This window comes from Paenibacillus sp. A3M_27_13, from assembly GCF_024213315.1.
GTDB classification, from domain to species: domain Bacteria; phylum Bacillota; class Bacilli; order Paenibacillales; family Paenibacillaceae; genus Paenibacillus; species Paenibacillus polymyxa_B.
Map to the genome: position 1 here is coordinate 643,230 of NZ_JANAVE010000001.1, position 17,005 is coordinate 660,234.

The following is a 17,005-nucleotide window of genomic DNA, read 5'->3' on the forward strand; positions in this document are numbered from 1 at the left end:
TGATACGCCATGTTAGGTTTTCCGTAAACTGTAACGTTCCAAAAAATACATTTGTATTAGGAACACTTGTTCTGTATATAATACTACTATAAGAGTATACATTCAAGAATATTTTGGAAGGATGACCCACACATATCAGGAGAGGAGGTCGGATTTTTGAAGGAAAGCAGAAATAGAACCATATTCTTATCGGACTGCCAAAGTTTTTATACCAGCATCGAAAAAGCAGATGATCCCAAATACCAACATAAGCCACTCGTTGTGGCCGGTGACCCTGCACTTCGTTCAGGCATTATTTTAGCTGCGTGTCCGCTGGCCAAAAAATACGGTATATCTACAGCAGAACGCCTGGGAGAAGCGGTGAAAAAATGTCCTGACCTTATCATTGTACGCCCACGTATGCAGCATTATATCGATGTCTCATTAAAAATAACAGAAATCTATAATGAATATACGGATTTGGTTGAGGTTTTCAGCATTGATGAACAGTTTCTGGATATGAGCGGAAGCCTCTCCCTGTTCGGGGATCCGGTGAGTATTGCAAGTGAAATTCAGCAAAAGGTACTGGCACAAACAGGAGTATGGATTCGAATTGGCATCAGCTCAAACAAAATGCTGGCTAAAACCGCAACAGATATATGGGCTAAAAAAAATGACAGTGGCATTTTCTTGTTGCCTACATCCGATATTGCAGCGTTGCTGTGGCCTCAGCCAGTACGTCTTATGTTCGGCATCGGTTCGCGCATGGAACGGCATTTGGAGAAGCTTGGACTACACACCATTGGAGATATTGCACGTACTCCCTTACCCCGGCTACAGGACAGATTCCGGTCTCATTTCGGCAAGCAGTCCGATATTCAGGCAGAGGTGATATGGCGAACTGCTAACGGGATCGATCACAGCCCGGTCAAGCCGGAAACATTTAATACACCTCCCAAATCCATCGGTCATATGATGACTCTTCCCCGCGACTATCTCCAGCCTGCGGAAGTGGAAACCATCCTGCTTGAACTAACAGAGGAGGTGTGTCGGGACGCCCGCCGCAAAGGATATATGGGCTCGGTTGTGACTGTTCATTGTATATGCAGTCCCTACGAGGCACCAACCGGATTCTCCCGACAAATGAAGATACCCGATCCTACAAACCATACCCAAAAGGTATATGAAACCGTTAAAAAAATCTTTTATACTTTTTGGAATCATATGCCCGTGAAGCGCGCAGGGGTTACTTTAAGCGGATTGGTGGATGATCAACTGTATCAGCTGGATTTTTTTGAGGATCTGGAGCGATCCCGTGCTTTGGAAAAGGTGACGGACACTTTAAAGGATCGGTACGGTCAGTCCATCATCATGCGCGCATCGTCGTTAACAGATGCCGGGCAGGCCATGGAACGGTCTATCAAAATTGGAGGTCATTACAAATAAAAGTCTCATGATAAGCACACACTAGCTATTGCCCGGGGAATGAACTAATACAAACCAAAAAGGATTGCCTGATATCAGGCAATCCTTTTTCATCTCTGCTTCACAAAAAAACATGGAGAGCGCTTTGAAGCACCTCTTCAAATAGCAATCAACGGAACATTCCCCACAGCTTGATTAGATGGAATGTATTGGACGGATCAATTTTTTGTGCCAATACGAAGGCGGTCAATTGCTCCTCCTGTGCAGCCGTCAAACGCTCGTTTAAAATAGCAGAAGTGGACTTCACAAGATGACGCACCTTAGCTTTATTTTGCAGGTCCGCTTTAGTCACACCTTCAATCTGCTGCTTAACCCGCTCCTTGAGCGCACGATTCTTCATTTTCAACTTAATCCGCTCCACCAGTTGCGGACTAATTCCATATTGCTGATAGCTCAATGTTGCCACACCTCCCATATCATTCGGTCATTCCCAAATATATGACGGCCAGCCTGTCCATTGTGCCTATCTGTTTAAAACGTTTAGAACAACCTCATGATTCATGGTGGATTAGTCGATGAGATCCCCCTGGAAAATCTGTTCTTTTTGCAAATAACCGCGCAGTGCTTCATACTGCGGAGATGTCCAAAAGGACGAATCCTTAATCAGATCGGTTGCATCCTCCCGCGCCTTTTCCAGCACCTCAAAATCCGCTACCATATCTGCTAAACGAAACTCGGGTAGCCCACTCTGCTTGGTGCCAAAAAAGTCACCCGGCCCTCTCAAATCCAGATCGCGTCTAGCCACCTCAAAACCATCGTCCGTATCGGTCATAACCTTCATCCGCTCCTGACCAACCTCCGACTTAGGATCAGCGATCAGTACACAATACGAGGCATGTGCTCCCCGTCCGACACGTCCACGTAATTGATGTAACTGGGACAGCCCAAAACGATCCGCGTCCATAATGATCATTAGCGTCGCATTGGGAACGTCTACCCCCACCTCCACAACCGTCGTTGAAACGAGTAACTGAACCTCATTCGCATAGAAAGAACGCATAACTTCTTCCTTTTCTGCGGGAGTCATTCGTCCATGTAATAGCCCAACGCGGTAATGTGGAAAAGCCTGTTGCATTTGAATATGCAAATCGATGGCATTCTGTACGTCCAGCTTCTCCGACTCTTCAATCAACGGGCAAATCAGATAAGCCTGCCGTCCCTGATCTACCTCGCGGGAAATAAAACCAAGTACCCGATCCATCAGTTCGTGCTTCACCCAATAGGTGGAAATTGGAATACGCCCCTTCGGCCGCTCTGACAACGTAGAAACATCCATATCGCCAAACGCAGTGATGGCCAGCGTACGGGGGATCGGTGTGGCCGTCATCGTCAGCACATCGGGATTATAGCCTTTGCGACGCAGTACACTACGCTGATTCACTCCGAATCTATGCTGCTCATCCGTTACAACAAGCCCAAGCTGGCGAAAATATACATCCTCCTGAATGAGAGCATGGGTGCCTACTACAATGTCCAGCAGACCCATTTGGAGAGCAGCTAGGAGCTCCTTACGCTTCTTCCCGGTTGTACTCCCAGTCAATAGGCCCACACTGATTCCAAAGGGCTCAAACAGCTTGTGAAGCGATCGCATGTGCTGCTCGGCCAATATTTCGGTTGGCACCATCAGCGCTCCCTGAAAACCGGAACGTACTGTGGCAAATAAACCGATGGCAGCAACAACTGTTTTACCTGACCCAACATCTCCCTGAAGCAGACGGTTCATACAATAAGGTGAGCGTAGATCGTGCAGTATTTCAAGCTCTACCTTCTTCTGTGCATCCGTTAATTCAAAAGGCAAAGCCCTTACAAATTCACGAATCGTGGCGTTATCCACGGTATGTACCACCCCGTCCGCTCGACCACGATTTAGCGCCCGGAATGCCTGCATTTTCAGCTGAAATAAAAATAGCTCCTCATACACCATCCGCCGACGAGCCTCTTGCCCCTCGCGGTTGTCCTGAGGCTGGTGTATACCTGCAATAGCCTGCTTGCGCGGCATCATACTATATTTACGCACAAGCAACTCAGGCAATATTTCGGGGATCATTTCACCAAACTGCTGGAGTGTCTGGCTCATTGTTTTTCGCATCCAGCTTTGCGTAATCTTGCCGCCTATAGAGTACACCGGTTGAAGTGTCCCCGAGCGGGCTACTCCTTTATCAGGAAACTCAGAATCTGCAACAGTCATCTGCATCCGTTTGAGATCCCATTTACCAGTCACCACAATTTCACGACCTGAGGTTAGCTGCTCCTTCATGAAATGCCGATTAAACCACGTCGCGGTAAACATCCAATCCTCGGCCATCAATTTACAAGTCAACCTTGATTTGCGCCCGTAACGCTGAAGCACCGGAATGCCCATAATTTTGGCCTGTACTGTAATCTTATCTCCATCCTTCACTTCGCTTAGCGAGCGCAGTCGGTAATCTTCATACCGAAACGGATAATATTCCAGCATGTCCTGTACGTTAGAAATGCCAAAAGCGTGAAGCTCTCCCTCTTTGAGAGCACTCACGCCATGTATTTGTTTTAAAGGTATTTGATCCAATTGCAGCATATTACCTCTCATCTCCGGCCGGCCATACAAAAATGCCAATCGTTCCTGGCCCTACATGGGTCCCAATCACAGCGCCAAGTTCAGTATATATTCGATCTCCCAGCTCAAAATGCTCTGCCAGCTGAGCCACGAACGCTTCTGCCGCTGAGCGATCTGCCGTATGACCCACAGCAATATTAATTTTTTGGCCTTTTAAATCCCGCTCCAGTAGTTCAATTATACGTGCTGTCGCTTTTTTATGCCCTCTCGCCTTATCAACCGAATAAATAGTGCCTTCTTTGTCAATCGAAAGAATCGGTTTAATGTTAAGTAACGTACCAACCATTGCCGCTGCCTTGCCAATACGTCCGCCTTTTTGTAAGTATTCCAGGGTATCCACCAGGAAATACAAACGACGGCGCTCCCCACGACGTTCCACAGCCCGAACAATATCAGCCGGGGAGTGCCCGGCAGCCGCCAGCTCTGCCGCATAAACCACTAGCATGCCGTATCCGTATGAAGCTGATTTGGAATCCACCACAGTCACTCTATGTTCATGCTTCTCCAGCATGGATTTGCCCAGCAGAGCAGACTGATACGTTCCGCTCACACCCGAGGATAAATGGATAGAGATAACCTGGCTCTCGGGGTATTGCTCCAACAGCGTCGTGTATGTCTCCAAAAAACGGGCTGGTGAAGGCTGTGATGTCGTAGGTAGCTCATCAGCCCGTACTAGTTCGCTGTAAAACTGCGACGCTGACATCTCAATGCCGTCCAGGTAAGCTGTGCTGCCGAACATCACTGTCAATGGTACAACAACTATACCGAGACGGTCTGCTAATTCCGGTGGAATATCAGCCGTGCTATCCGTCAAAATGATGGTACTGCTCATCAGTCAGACCTCCTTTTGTTGTGGACTTCCATGGGCGTGCTAAAGCACATCAGGTTTCCACTGAGAACAAATAAGGATAAATCGGCTGACCACCTTCATGAACTTCCACTTCAGCATCCGCATAATTTTCTTTAAGCCATGCAACAAGCTGATCTGTGTCTTCTTGATTCGCGTCTGAACCTGTGAGAATCGTAACAATTTCATCGCCATTCACCAGCATTTTCGCTAGCAAAAGACGGGACGTTGCCATTAAGTGTTCCTCGGTCGCTACAATTTTGGAATCCTGAATACCGATGTAATGCCCGGCTGTAATATGCAGGTCATCCAGTGTCGTATCCCGTACCGCGTAGGTCACTTGCCCAGACTTCACCCGGGTGACTGCGTCACGCATATTGTCCTGATTCACCTCAAAAGCCTCTTCCTCCTGGAAGGCAAATGCTGCCGCAATGCCCTGAGGAATTGTTTTGCTCGGAATAACCGACACCATACGTTCCATCTCTAGCAGTTCACGTGCTTGTTCTGCCGCCAAAATAATATTGGAATTATTCGGAAGAATAAAAATATGTTGAGCCGCAATCGAGCGCGCCGCATTAACGAAGTCCTCTGTGCTCGGATTCATTGTCTGGCCGCCAGAAAGGACAACATCGACGCCTAAACTTCTGAAAATATCAGCAATTCCTTCACCGGAAGCCACAGCTATAAAACCAAAGGATGCCAGTTCATGAGCAGGGGGCTCAGACGGCTCTTCCTCACGTGCAGGCTCTGTTGGTATTTCAGCAAACCACTCAGGCTCAGGAGCAACATCCATACCCGCAGACAACAAATCACGATGCTGCTCGCGCATATTTAAAATACGAATCTGTGTAATTTCTCCGTAGCGCAGTGCCAAATTCAGCACTTCACCAGGAGCCTTAGAATGCACGTGAACCTTGATGACATCATCGTCTGAAATTACGATAATAGAATCACCATCTACTGCTAACGCTTTCCGGAAGGCTTCCTCATCAAAATCGGTACCTTGCGCTTCGCCCAATTGTCGATTAATAAAAAACTCCATATCATACAAAAATTCAATATTATCCGTTTCGAGCTTCGCTTGCGCAGAAATCGGCGCATCTGGGGAAGGAACAACTGCAGTAGCAGTATGTCTCTCCGATACGTGAGGAGCAAAAACCGTGCGTACATTATCACTTTTTGCAGTTGAAGACGTCACCAAGCCGCTTCCAAGATGCTGCATAAAACCTTCATAAATGTACACAAGACCTTGCCCACCCGAATCTACAACTCCTACTTGCTTCAATACAGGGAGCATGTCCTGCGTCATGGCAAGCGTTTCCTTCGCTTTGGCAAGCACTTCTTCCATCAGTTCCGTGATGTCGTTCGTCCGGCGCGAGAAAAACACAGCATGCCTGGCCGCTTCCTTCGCCACGGTAAGAATTGTACCCTCCACCGGCTTAACAACCGCCTTGTAGGCCGCATCCACCCCGCTCTGCAATGCCGATGCGAACTGAAGGGTATTCAATTCCTCGTATGGGGCAGCGTAACGGCTGAAGCCACGAAACAACTGAGACAGGATAACCCCTGAATTGCCGCGGGCTCCCATCAGCAAACCTTTGGATAATATGCCGGACATGACACCGATGGAGGAAGAGTCCCCCCTCTTTAATTCCGTTACGCCCGCGCTCATCGTCAAATTCATGTTGGTTCCCGTATCACCGTCTGGCACTGGGAATACATTTAGTGAATTGACATGTTCCGCATGCTGCTGTAATTGTTCCGCCCCGGCTAAAACCATTGCGGTAAAATCTGTTCCATTCAAAGAACGATTACTCAAGAGAATTCCCCTTCCTAGCTTAATACACTTGTTTTACTATCAACCTTCACAACACCTTATTCAACTGTGCGTACAGGTTCAATTGAATTATACTAAAGCCAGACGACGAATACGAATATCACACTTTCGTAAGCTTTTGTACTCACGTCTGGTCGTTCTTCTACAGGTCATATAAAATGAAAAACCAGTCAACTGCCTAACAATAAATCATCGGCTGGAATGATGACTATAGTCCCGCCTCTGAACTGCCGGCATGACTGGAATAAGAATTCACATTCCATTTTAATACAAAATAATCGCAGCAATAACTATCCCATATTGTACTATAATGCGAAAGAGAAATAAATAAAGTTTTTGAATCAGTTGACGGAGCTTTTTTGACTATGATATTATATTTAAGTATTGTTTTGTTCAGGTTAGTGACTTACAAAGTCCGGCTGACCCAGTCGGCCTGAAGAGAGACCCGTTCCATATGGAATTTGGTTATTTTCAGAATAGGAGGTGGAATCATGTCTCGTAAATGTTCTGTAACAGGCAAAAAGCCTGGCAGCGGTAACCACGTATCTCACGCTAACAACCGTAATCGCCGTACTTGGGGCGTCAACGTACAAAAAGTTCGCATTCTCGTTAACGGTAAACCGAAACGCGTTTATGTCAGCACTCGTGCATTGAAAGCCGGTAAAGTGACTCGCGTGTAGTCGTAAAAAAATATCGTTATAAACAAAAGGCACCTCGTTTTAAACGGGTGCTTTTTTGGTTATTCGAAAGTAATATCCATCTGGTTCAGGAGAACAAAATGTCAGGCACCTTCCCGTGCGTTCCTATCTTTTACTGCCGAGCTACCTATCTGTTGTGCCCGGGAAGCATGCCCTGTGTACCTCCAGCTTTCATCCTACATCCTGTGTTTACATTACGTTGAATTCAGTTTTTCTGGAATGTATTCAAAATGGCTTTAACGAATCCACCCAGAAATTTTGGCAGCTTGATTGTGTAAAACTTCATGCCTCACCCTCCCCATCATCCTCCTGCATCCGTTCTCTGTAGTTTATGCAACCTGTCAAGGGTTGTTGCCCCACAAAAAAAAGGCTACATGAGAATCCCGCTCATGTAACCATATTTATGCACAACCATCCCAGGCTATACCATCAGACAAGTCCGCGAACATAGAGATATGCTGAGAGTATGAAAATAAACAGGATATAATAAAGTACGCTGCACACCACAAAACCTATTCGTAAACCCCGCCGTTCATTTTTTCGAAAATAAAACAGTACAATTAGAACAGCCAAAAGTGAAAGAACAGCATTCCAAGGAGCCTTCACTAGCGAGAAACAGCTAAGGGTCAACCCCGTCGCCATGCTCGCTACAGTCATCCACAATGCTTCAGTCAGCTTCACTTGGACAAACGAGCTGCACTGTCCCGAATCGCAGCAATAGCCGCTGCGCGGTCTGCTCTGCCAAATACCGCACTACCAGCCACTAACACGTCAGCCCCCGCTTCAAATACGGCTGGTGCCGTCTCCTCCGCAATACCTCCGTCTACCTCGATATGTACATCTGGACGGCCCAATTCGTTCAGCCAAGCACGGATTTGTCTGATTTTATTTAACGTCTCTGGAATGAAGGACTGACCTCCAAAGCCAGGATTGACCGTCATCACCAGAATCATATCCACATTTGGCAGCACTTCCTTGATCGCGTATGGTGAAGTACCCGGATTGAGAGCCACTCCAGCCAGAGCGCCTTGCTGCTTGATCAAGTGAAGGACACCATGCAAATGAACACAGGCCTCAGCATGAACAGTGATGATGTTGGCTCCTGCTTTTACGAAATCGCCAATATAGCGTTCAGGATGCTCAATCATCAGATGAACATCCAAGGGAAGAGTCGTATGCGGACGAATAGCCTGAACGATAGGTGGGCCCAGTGTAATATTGGATACAAAATGTCCATCCATTACATCCACATGAATCCAGTCTGCCCCTCCTGCCTCAGCTTCCGCAACTTCACTGCCCAAGCGAGCAAAATCAGCGGATAAAATCGACGGTGCTATTTTTAACATATACTCAGTACCTCCGCTTTTTTTCTTTTAATTCCTGATAGAACTGCAAATAGCTATCATATCGTCCCTGTGAAATATGGCCTTCTTCCAGGGCCTCTCTTACTTTACAGCTAGGCTCGTGAATATGGGTACACCCCCGAAATTTACATCCTTCCGCATACTGCTGGAATTCACGAAAACAGGGAGATAACTCATCCACACCTAGCTCCAGAAAATCTAGCTGGCTAAACCCTGGTGTATCTGCTACAAACCCTCCGTTGTTTAGAGGAATCAGCTCCACATGACGAGTCGTATGTTTTCCTCGGCCCAGCTTATTGCTTATGGCGCTCGTCTCCAGCGTTAACCCAGGCTCCAGAGCATTAAGCATGGAAGACTTTCCTACACCTGACTGCCCGGAAAACACGCTGATTTGACCAGCCAACAGCTTCTTAAGCTCAGCCGTCCCTTCTCCGGTACGGGCACTGGTTACCAGCACCTCATAACCGATCTTCCGGTACATTTCCTGAACGGCCAGCACGGTGTCATCCTCTGAAGGACTGCCTTCATACAAATCGCGCTTAGTCAAACAGATAATCGTATCCAGTCCGGCGTGCTCAATATGGACTAAAAATTTGTCCAGTAAAGGCAGGTTTAAATCCGGCTCACGCAAGGAAAACAGTAGCACGGCTAGCGTGGTATTAGCTACTGGAGGACGAATTAGCTCTGTCGTACGCTTTCTAATCTCCTCGACCATACCTTCCCCGTTCTCAGTCAGTTCGTAAACGACCCGATCACCGACAAGAGGCGTAATCTCTTTTTTCTTAAAAATGCCGCGTGCTCTGCATTGTACCGTAGCTTCGCCAGATACCGGACGCCCATCCTGATCCAGGCTGGAGACATAATAATATCCGCTAAGCGCCTTGACGATCAGACCTTCAGGCATGTGTAAGATGTCCTCCTTCATAATGTTCAAGTTTCATTGCGTATAACAGGTTGAGCATCTTCCTATTGCAAGTTTACTGATGCTGAACAGCCTCAATCACTTTTTCCTTCTTTGCGTGGCCTGGGTTGTTTTTATGACTAACCGCCAACTCACTGCGCGTACTCCCCGTGGAATTCGTTCCAGGAACAAAGGCGGAAGGGTCACCATTACCTCCTGTGCCCTCCTGATTGTTCGAGTCGCCTCCACTATTGCCAGTATCATTAGAAGATCCCCCGCTATCACCTTCCTCGCCGTTTCCACTTCCATTCTGCGAGGAAGTACCATCAGGTGTATCCGTTGGTGAAGTTCCAGCAGGCGGAGCAATTTGGGGCATCGTCACCGTTCCATTTTTCGCCTCAATATAAGAGACTGGATACGTATCAATAAAGTCACCATCTCTAAATACTGAGACAACACTGTCTTTGTTCGGAGCCATTAGCAGATTGATAGTGAACATCTGTGTCGTATTAATCGTACGGCTTCCCCATTCCTGATTTTCTCCACGCGCATCCGTATAAGTGATACGAATTTTGCTGTTTTTGCCCTCTTCCTTCGGCGCAACAGGCACATTAAATGGTAGTGTAATAGCTTCTGGCGGGTAACCCGTGCTTACATAAAACGTAATTTCCGTATTTGGTGGCAACTCACTGCCTGCCTCTGACGGCCACTGTTTGGTTACTCTTCCTTTTTCCTGCTCATAGCTAAATTCTTCTTTAATCGAGCCAACCTTCAGCCCTGCCTTTTTAACCTCATTTTCTGCTTGGTTCTGCGTCTTCCCTACCAGGCTTGGCATTTTCACAGTATCAGCGCCCTTGCTGACTGTGAGCACAACCTGGACTGAGTCCTTATCAAATGGCTCATTTGCAGCGGGTGTCTGACTAAGGACGGTCCCCGCGGCCTGATCACTGAACTGCTCATTTTGCTGAATCTGCGTCTCCTTAATTTGCTGGGCGGTCAGCAGCTTAACAGCATTCTCGTAGCTTTGGCCTTTGACATCCGGCATCGGGGTGAGCGGCTTGGCAATCCCGACTTTCAGACTAATCTTGGTTCCTTCCTTGACTAAAGAATCTGCAGGATAGCTTTGATAAAATACAACTCCAGGCGCGATTCCCTCTTTGTATTCATGCTGGATTGGCTCCTCAATGAGTAATCCCGCTTTACTGAGATTAACCTTCGCTTGGTCTTCTGTTTGTGTCAATACACCTGGTACTTTTACCTCAGGCACGACAAGTACACTTTGCACATAGTACACCACTCCGCCCATGCACAGAAGTAACACCAACACTAGTGTTACCCACAAGATCGCTTTTTTTCTATTATTTTTGGACGATTGCTTGCTCGGAAGCTGTTCAGACTCACGCGGTTGAGCAGGTACATCATCGCCACTAGAAGACATCCCTAATTGTTGAGGCTTAATAGCCGGAATAACCCGTGTTTGATCCTCATCATCCAAATGTGTAAACTCCAGCTTGGATTCATTACGCCGTCCCGGCAGCAAACAGGTTTCCAGATCTTTTAGCATTTCGTCTGCCGATTGATAACGCTCTTCTGGATTTTTGCGCATGGATTTTAGAATGACATTTTCCACACTTTGCGGAATCAACGGATTAATTTTACGTGGTTCCTCAAATTCCTCTTGCAAGTGCTTGAGCGCTACACTAATTGGACTTTCTCCCAGGAAAGGGAGCTGCGCTGTCAGCATTTGATATAAGACAATACCTAAAGAATATAAGTCCGATTTTTCGCCGGTGACGACACCCTTTGCATGCTCAGGTGAAAAATAATGAACAGAACCCACAACAGAACCCGTCTGGGTAATGGTCGTTGACGTAACAGCTCTAGCAATCCCAAAATCAGTTACCTTAACCCGTCCATTACGTCCAATTAATATATTATGAGGCTTAATGTCTCGGTGAATGATCTGATTTTGATGGGCATGCTCCAGCGCATCACAAATCTGGGAAGCAATCCGTACTGCTTCATCCACTTGCAATGGCGCACGTTCTTTAATAATCTCATTCAAATTTTTACCTTCGATGCACTCCATTACAATATAATGGATTTCATCCTCTTGGCCGACATCATAAATACTGACCACATTCGAATGCGAAAGCGAGGCCGCAGACTGCGCCTCACGCCGAAATCGGCGAATAAATTCCTCATCATGAACAAATTGCTGGCGCAACACTTTAACTGCGACATTGCGATTCAGCAAAATGTCTTGAGCCTTATACACCAGCGCCATACCGCCGCCACCGATACGCTCAATAATTTCGTATCTTCCCCCTAGCAGGTGCCCGATCATGCGTCACACCCCTTTTCACTCAATGAAACCGTGTCGTCGGGCAATTCAAACAAAGCTACAGTAATGTTATCGTCTCCTCCGGCAAGCAACGCCAGATGTAGCAGACGATCCGCGCGCTCCTCCAAAGGATTCTCTGCGGCACCTACTACTTTGCTGATTTGTTCTTCCGTTACCAGATTGCTTAATCCGTCGCTACACAGTAACAGTACATCGCCATTTTCCAGCGCAATGGAGTCAATATCCACTTTCACCTCGGAATCAGTGCCCAGCGCCCGTGTCAGTACATTGCGACGAGGATGGTTTTCCCGTTCTTCCTTACTGATCTGACCGTTTTTGAACAGCTCATTAACCAAAGTATGGTCTTCTGTAAGCTGACGTACCGCTCCTTTGGAAATGACATAGGCACGACTGTCACCGATATGTCCGATAATTCCGGATGCGTCGTTTAATAAAACCGCAACAACTGTCGTTCCCATATTATGATACTTTTCATCGCGTGCAGCCGTCTGGAAGATGACTTCATTGGCATGCAAAATAGCGTCGCTGAGCGCCGCCGTCAAAGAATGTGCGGATAATCCGCTCTCCAGCGTCGCCAAATCAGCGGCAAGTGTCTCTACCGCAAGGCGGCTGGCCGTATCACCGGCCAAATGCCCCCCCATACCATCGGCAACAATCCCAAGGATATAGCCTTGCTCCAAGTGCCTGATCCAGGCAGAATCCTCATTCACCGAACGTACACGTCCGACATGGCTGACATGAACTGTTTTGATCAAATGGTTTCACCCCAACTCCATATGCTTTGCACGCAACTGACCGCAAGCAGCGGCAATATCGTGACCCTGTTCACGCCGGATCGTCACATTGACGCCTTTTTCGGCAAGAATACGTTGGAAATTAAAAATATCACTGCGTGATGTGCGTACATACTTGCGCTCAGGCACATGATTGACTGGAATCAAATTGACGTGACACAGCATGTCCTTTAACACATCCGCTAGCTCTTCAGCATGTTCTGCCTGATCGTTTACCCCACCAATCAGGGCATATTCAAACGAAATTCTCCGCCCCGTCTTAGCAAGATAGTAACGTAGAGAATCCATAACATCCTTAAAGGGATAACGCCGATTTACAGGCATCAGCTTCGAACGAAGCGCATCATTAGGCGCATGAATGGATATTGCCAGATTAATCTGGGTATCCTCGTCGGCAAATTTATAAATATTCGGTACAATACCGCTGGTCGACACTGTGATATGACGTTGACCAATGTTCAGACCTTTTTCATGAACCATTGTACGTAAAAACGTCATGGTCGCTTCATAGTTTTCAAAAGGCTCGCCCGAGCCCATAATCACGATGCTACTCACTCGTTCATTGGTTTTATCCAAAATTTTCTGAGCCTGCACCACCTGTGCAGTAATTTCACCAGCCGTCAGGTTCCGTTTGAGGCCTCCAAGCGTCGAAGCGCAGAAAGTACAACCAATCCGGCACCCCACTTGAGTCGTTACACAAATGCTGTTTCCGTAATTGTGTCTCATAATGACCGTTTCAATGGCATGATCATCGTGCAAACCGAACAGGAATTTTACTGTACCGTCCTTCGATTCCAACTTTGTAATTTCACTAAGCGTCACAAAACTAAATTGCTCCTCAAGCTTCTCTCTCAGCGCCTTGGACAAATTCGTCATCTCGCTGAAATCATTGACTCGCTTCACATACAGCCAGTCAAAAATTTGTCCTCCACGAAAAGCAGGCTCGCCATTGTTCTTGGCCCAGTCCTGAAGCTCCTCCAGAGTTAAATCATATATAAAAGGTTTCATCAATGTTTGCACCCGTTCCTTCTTCATTAAGTTCTGTTTGATCGCAGATAGTATTTTTCATTCTTCCTATTTTAGCACAAATCCCTGAGGGGGTAAAAATTTTTCGTCTTCATGCAAAAAACCGCCGGAAATGTTCCGGCGGAATGTGGAATTACTGGTGGAAAGCTGTCTGGAATTCTCTTCCGCGCTATTTCACCCGACGCAGGCGTGCGATATAAAATCCGTCGCTGTGGAAATGCTGCGGTAACAGCTGTACCGAGCCTCCCTGTATACTATCCTTTTCGCGGCTCACGTCCGGGAAGGAATGACCCTCTGCCAATTCATACTCTGGATGTTCGCTTAAAAATTGAGTCAATTGTCCTTCATTTTCGCCCGGTTCAATCGTGCATGTGCTGTATACCAGAATACCACCTGGCTTCAACAGTCCCGCCACACTATCCAGCAGCTCATGCTGAAGCTGTGTAATGTCGCGAACATCCTGCGCAGTTTTGCTCCAACGCAGGTCCGGTTTACGACGAATCACTCCAAAGCCAGAGCATGGCGCATCCAGCAAAATACGGTCAAAAGAAGCTGGAGCATATCGTTCCTTCAGTTCTAGCGCATCACCAGTGACTGTTTCCACGGCATCCAGGCCAAGTCGATTAGCCTGTTCACGAATTAATTGATGCTTATGGGCATGCAGATCATTCGCAACTATCCGTCCGTGATCCTTCATCAGCTCAGCCATATGAGCTGTTTTGCCACCTGGAGCGGCACAGCAATCCAGTACCAGCATGCCAGGCTCAGGAGCGACTGCTTCAGCAACGAGCATGGAGCTTTCATCCTGTACGGACAGCAAGCCGTCCGTATACCACGAGGTAAGCGCCATATTTCCACCGCTACGAACAACAATCCCATAGGAACTAACTGCCGAAGGAACAGCATCAATCCCTTTTGAGCGCATCTCGTCCAGCAGATGATCACGGCTGGTCATTGTCGTATTCACCCGTACGCTGACCGCAGGGGGTTCATTATTAGCCTGACAGATAGCCTCAGCAGTATCTGCACCGTATTGCTTAATCCAGCGCTTAACCAGCCACTGTGGATGGGAATGTTCTAATGAAATCCGTTCCTCCGGTGACAAATCGTCAGGAATACGCAGCTTGTCCGGCTCACGTAGCATGCTGCGGAGCACGCCGTTGACCATACCGGAAATCCCCTGATGCCCACGCCGCTTGGCAATGGTCACCGCTTCACTAACGACTGCATGATCCGGAACTCGATCCAGATACACCACCTGATACACACTCATCCGCAGCAACGAACGTACCCAAGCCTGAAGCTTGGCCGTTCCTTTTTGAACAAATTTATTCAAAAAATAATCTAGTGTATTTCGGCGTGCGACTGTACCGTATACAAGTTCCGTCGCCAAACCAGCATCACTTGCAGACAAACCTGCCTGCTGAAGCCGACGATTTAGCTCAAGATTGCTATACGCACCCTCTTGCTCCACACTGGTCAACACATCAAGTGCAACTTCCCGCGCCGTCTGATTGCGAGTCTTGCCGGTTCTGGCACCCACTCCCTTGCCTTGGCCTCCCTGGCGGGAGTGACTCCCGCTCATCCGAGCACCATGCCTGGCTTCATCTGTCCGCCGCGTGCAAAGGTTCCGGCATCCATAACCTTTTTGCCAGCCGGTTGAACCTGAGTCAGCCAGAGAGTTCCTTCGCCTGTCTGCACCTCAATGCCACGAGCGGTCAATTGAAGAACCGTCCCGGGTGCTGGGGCATTTGAGCCACTCACTTCATTATTTATGAAAGGCTGCTCAGCAGCCCATATTTTAAAAACATTTCCCTCCCAAAGCGTAAACGCGCCGGAAAAAGGAACAAGGCCGCGAATCCGGTTGTATATCTGCTGTGCATTGTCACTCCACGAAATACGCTCATCGTCGCGGTTCAGGTTAGGGGCATAGGTAGCCTCGTCCTCATTTTGCGGCGTACGGTCTGATTGGCCTGCCAGCAACTTAGGCAGCTCGTCCTGCAAAAGCTTTGCTCCAGCTACGCTTAACTTCTCAAAAATCGTACCGGAGGTATCCTCCGGCTCTATAGCAACCTCAACTCGCGATATCATATCGCCAGTATCCAGTCCTTCCGCCATATACATCAGCGTCACACCCGTCACGGTCTCACCGTTAATAATCGCACGCTGGATCGGTGCACCTCCCCGATAACGGGGAAGTAACGAACCATGCACATTCAGACAGCCGAACCGAGGCAAGTCTAGTACGGACTTAGGCAAAATTTGCCCATAGGCTGCGGTTACGATCAGATCAGGACGCAGCTCTGCCACCTGAGCCACCGCTTCTGGCTGGCGCAGGCGGGTCGGTTGCAGTACAGGTAATCCGCGTTTTTCTGCCGCTTCCTTGACTGGTGTAGGCGTCAATATTTTTTTTCGTCCCTGTGGCTTATCGGGCTGTGTAATCACACCAACCACGTTATAACCGTTGTCCAGTAACATGTTCAGCGATGGCACTGCAAACTCAGGCGTACCCATAAAGATAATACGAATGTCTTGAGTCATCGAACCTCACTCTCCTATCTGACGGTTCGGTCCTGGCTGTTCCAGCGCAACCTCATATACTTTTTCTGCAATATCCGTGAATAAAATTCCATTTAAATGGTCAATTTCATGCTGAAAAGCACGAGAAAGCAACCCTGTCGCTGTAATGGTAATGGCCTTACCCTCGCGGTCCAGTCCCTTGACTGTAACCTTCTCGGCACGACGCACATCCCCGTTCAACCCAGGTATACTCAGGCAGCCTTCAGGACCCAATTCCTCCCCTTCTTCGGCTACGATTTCTGGATTGATCATTTTAATCAATCCATGCTCATCTCCAGCATCTACAACAATGAGACGCTTCAAAATACCTACTTGCGGAGCAGCAAGACCTACTCCCTCCGCTTCATACATCGTATCTGCCATATCGTCGAGCAGCTTTTGCACGTTAGGCGTAATTTTAGTGACTTCCTTTGCTACTTTGTGCAATACGTCATCCGGCTCCAACACTATAATTCTAATTGACATGACAACAGAACACCTTCCTCTTTATGTTTCATTTAGGCTTAACTGTATTCATCACACACGCGACTGCT

The 17,005-nt window shown here is 47.7% G+C and carries 15 protein-coding genes; 2 read left to right on the plus strand and 13 right to left on the minus strand.

The features are described 5' to 3' along the window. The first annotated feature begins 156 nt into the window (after positions 1-156). Entirely contained in the window at positions 157-1,425 is a 1,269-nt protein-coding gene (locus NLX82_RS03050) for a DNA polymerase IV (protein ID WP_069080002.1), read from the plus strand. Positions 1,426-1,573: 148 nt separating this feature from the next. Here the strand turns inward: NLX82_RS03050 and NLX82_RS03055 are convergent, their stop codons facing one another. From NLX82_RS03055 to NLX82_RS03070, 4 genes are all read right to left on the minus strand, one after another. After that, complete coding sequence (locus NLX82_RS03055) at positions 1,574-1,861, minus strand: stage VI sporulation protein F (protein WP_013310877.1); 288 nt, start codon at positions 1,859-1,861, stop codon at positions 1,574-1,576. Between the two features lie 111 nt (positions 1,862-1,972). Further along, positions 1,973-4,021: an ATP-dependent DNA helicase RecG gene (recG, locus tag NLX82_RS03060; protein WP_069080003.1), complete on the minus strand. Its 2,049-nt coding sequence runs from the start codon at positions 4,019-4,021 to the stop codon at positions 1,973-1,975. 1 nt (position 4,022) lies between these two features. Next, positions 4,023-4,892 (minus strand): DegV family protein, encoded by an 870-nt coding sequence (locus NLX82_RS03065; protein ID WP_023989297.1) that lies wholly within the window; start codon positions 4,890-4,892, stop codon positions 4,023-4,025. A gap of 49 nt (positions 4,893-4,941) precedes the next feature. Next, positions 4,942-6,726, minus strand: coding sequence for a DAK2 domain-containing protein (locus NLX82_RS03070; protein ID WP_254347465.1), 1,785 nt, complete (start codon positions 6,724-6,726; stop codon positions 4,942-4,944). A gap of 509 nt (positions 6,727-7,235) precedes the next feature. On the opposite strand from NLX82_RS03070, the gene rpmB reads away from it, so the two are divergent. Beyond that, on the plus strand, positions 7,236-7,424 hold the full coding sequence (rpmB, locus tag NLX82_RS03075; protein WP_013310881.1) for a 50S ribosomal protein L28: 189 nt from the start codon (positions 7,236-7,238) through the stop codon (positions 7,422-7,424). A gap of 223 nt (positions 7,425-7,647) precedes the next feature. On the opposite strand, the gene spoVM is transcribed toward rpmB, so the two are convergent. The 9 genes from spoVM to def all read right to left on the minus strand — a co-directional run bounded on the left by spoVM (position 7,648) and on the right by def (position 16,937). Beyond that, entirely contained in the window at positions 7,648-7,728 is an 81-nt protein-coding gene (gene spoVM / locus NLX82_RS03080) for a stage V sporulation protein SpoVM (RefSeq protein ID WP_010345573.1), read from the minus strand. A gap of 391 nt (positions 7,729-8,119) precedes the next feature. Then, complete coding sequence (rpe, locus tag NLX82_RS03085; protein WP_023989299.1) at positions 8,120-8,788, minus strand: ribulose-phosphate 3-epimerase; 669 nt, start codon at positions 8,786-8,788, stop codon at positions 8,120-8,122. Positions 8,789-8,792: 4 nt separating this feature from the next. Next, a complete protein-coding gene (gene rsgA, locus NLX82_RS03090; RefSeq protein ID WP_254347466.1) occupies positions 8,793-9,710 on the minus strand; it encodes a ribosome small subunit-dependent GTPase A in 918 nt (305 codons plus the stop codon). Between the two features lie 73 nt (positions 9,711-9,783). Continuing rightward, positions 9,784-12,054 carry a Stk1 family PASTA domain-containing Ser/Thr kinase gene (pknB, locus tag NLX82_RS03095; RefSeq protein ID WP_254347467.1) on the minus strand — a complete coding sequence of 757 codons (2,271 nt, stop codon included), beginning with the start codon at positions 12,052-12,054 and terminating at the stop codon, positions 9,784-9,786. After that, positions 12,051-12,827, minus strand: coding sequence for a Stp1/IreP family PP2C-type Ser/Thr phosphatase (locus NLX82_RS03100; RefSeq protein WP_069080004.1), 777 nt, complete (start codon positions 12,825-12,827; stop codon positions 12,051-12,053). Before NLX82_RS03100 ends, pknB begins: the two co-directional genes overlap by 4 nt. 6 nt (positions 12,828-12,833) lie before the next feature. Then, positions 12,834-13,874, minus strand: coding sequence for a dual-specificity RNA methyltransferase RlmN (rlmN, locus tag NLX82_RS03105; protein WP_013310887.1), 1,041 nt, complete (start codon positions 13,872-13,874; stop codon positions 12,834-12,836). Positions 13,875-14,061: 187 nt separating this feature from the next. Then, positions 14,062-15,477, minus strand: coding sequence for a 16S rRNA (cytosine(967)-C(5))-methyltransferase RsmB (gene rsmB / locus NLX82_RS03110; RefSeq protein WP_023989303.1), 1,416 nt, complete (start codon positions 15,475-15,477; stop codon positions 14,062-14,064). Next, positions 15,474-16,433 carry a methionyl-tRNA formyltransferase gene (gene fmt, locus NLX82_RS03115; RefSeq protein ID WP_023989304.1) on the minus strand — a complete coding sequence of 320 codons (960 nt, stop codon included), beginning with the start codon at positions 16,431-16,433 and terminating at the stop codon, positions 15,474-15,476. Before fmt ends, rsmB begins: the two co-directional genes overlap by 4 nt. A 6-nt stretch (positions 16,434-16,439) precedes the next feature. Further along, positions 16,440-16,937 (minus strand): peptide deformylase, encoded by a 498-nt coding sequence (gene def, locus NLX82_RS03120; protein WP_023989305.1) that lies wholly within the window; start codon positions 16,935-16,937, stop codon positions 16,440-16,442. Between the last annotated feature and the right edge of the window lie 68 nt (positions 16,938-17,005).

What these genes read in the sequence shown, in the direction of transcription:
- rsmB (WP_023989303.1), bottom strand. Translation starts at nt 15,477, where the DNA reads ATGAGCGGGAGTCACTCCCGCCAGGGAGGCCAAGGCAAGGGAGTGGGT.
- NLX82_RS03065 (WP_023989297.1), bottom strand. Translation starts at nt 4,892, where the DNA reads ATGAGCAGTACCATCATTTTGACGGATAGCACGGCTGATATTCCACCG.
- rpe (WP_023989299.1), bottom strand. Translation starts at nt 8,788, where the DNA reads ATGTTAAAAATAGCACCGTCGATTTTATCCGCTGATTTTGCTCGCTTG.
- rlmN (WP_013310887.1), bottom strand. Translation starts at nt 13,874, where the DNA reads ATGAAACCTTTTATATATGATTTAACTCTGGAGGAGCTTCAGGACTGG.
- pknB (WP_254347467.1), bottom strand. Translation starts at nt 12,054, where the DNA reads ATGATCGGGCACCTGCTAGGGGGAAGATACGAAATTATTGAGCGTATC.
- fmt (WP_023989304.1), bottom strand. Translation starts at nt 16,433, where the DNA reads ATGACTCAAGACATTCGTATTATCTTTATGGGTACGCCTGAGTTTGCA.
- spoVM (WP_010345573.1), bottom strand. Translation starts at nt 7,728, where the DNA reads ATGAAGTTTTACACAATCAAGCTGCCAAAATTTCTGGGTGGATTCGTT.
- recG (WP_069080003.1), bottom strand. Translation starts at nt 4,021, where the DNA reads ATGCTGCAATTGGATCAAATACCTTTAAAACAAATACATGGCGTGAGT.
- rpmB (WP_013310881.1), top strand. Translation starts at nt 7,236, where the DNA reads ATGTCTCGTAAATGTTCTGTAACAGGCAAAAAGCCTGGCAGCGGTAAC.
- def (WP_023989305.1), bottom strand. Translation starts at nt 16,937, where the DNA reads ATGTCAATTAGAATTATAGTGTTGGAGCCGGATGACGTATTGCACAAA.
- rsgA (WP_254347466.1), bottom strand. Translation starts at nt 9,710, where the DNA reads ATGCCTGAAGGTCTGATCGTCAAGGCGCTTAGCGGATATTATTATGTC.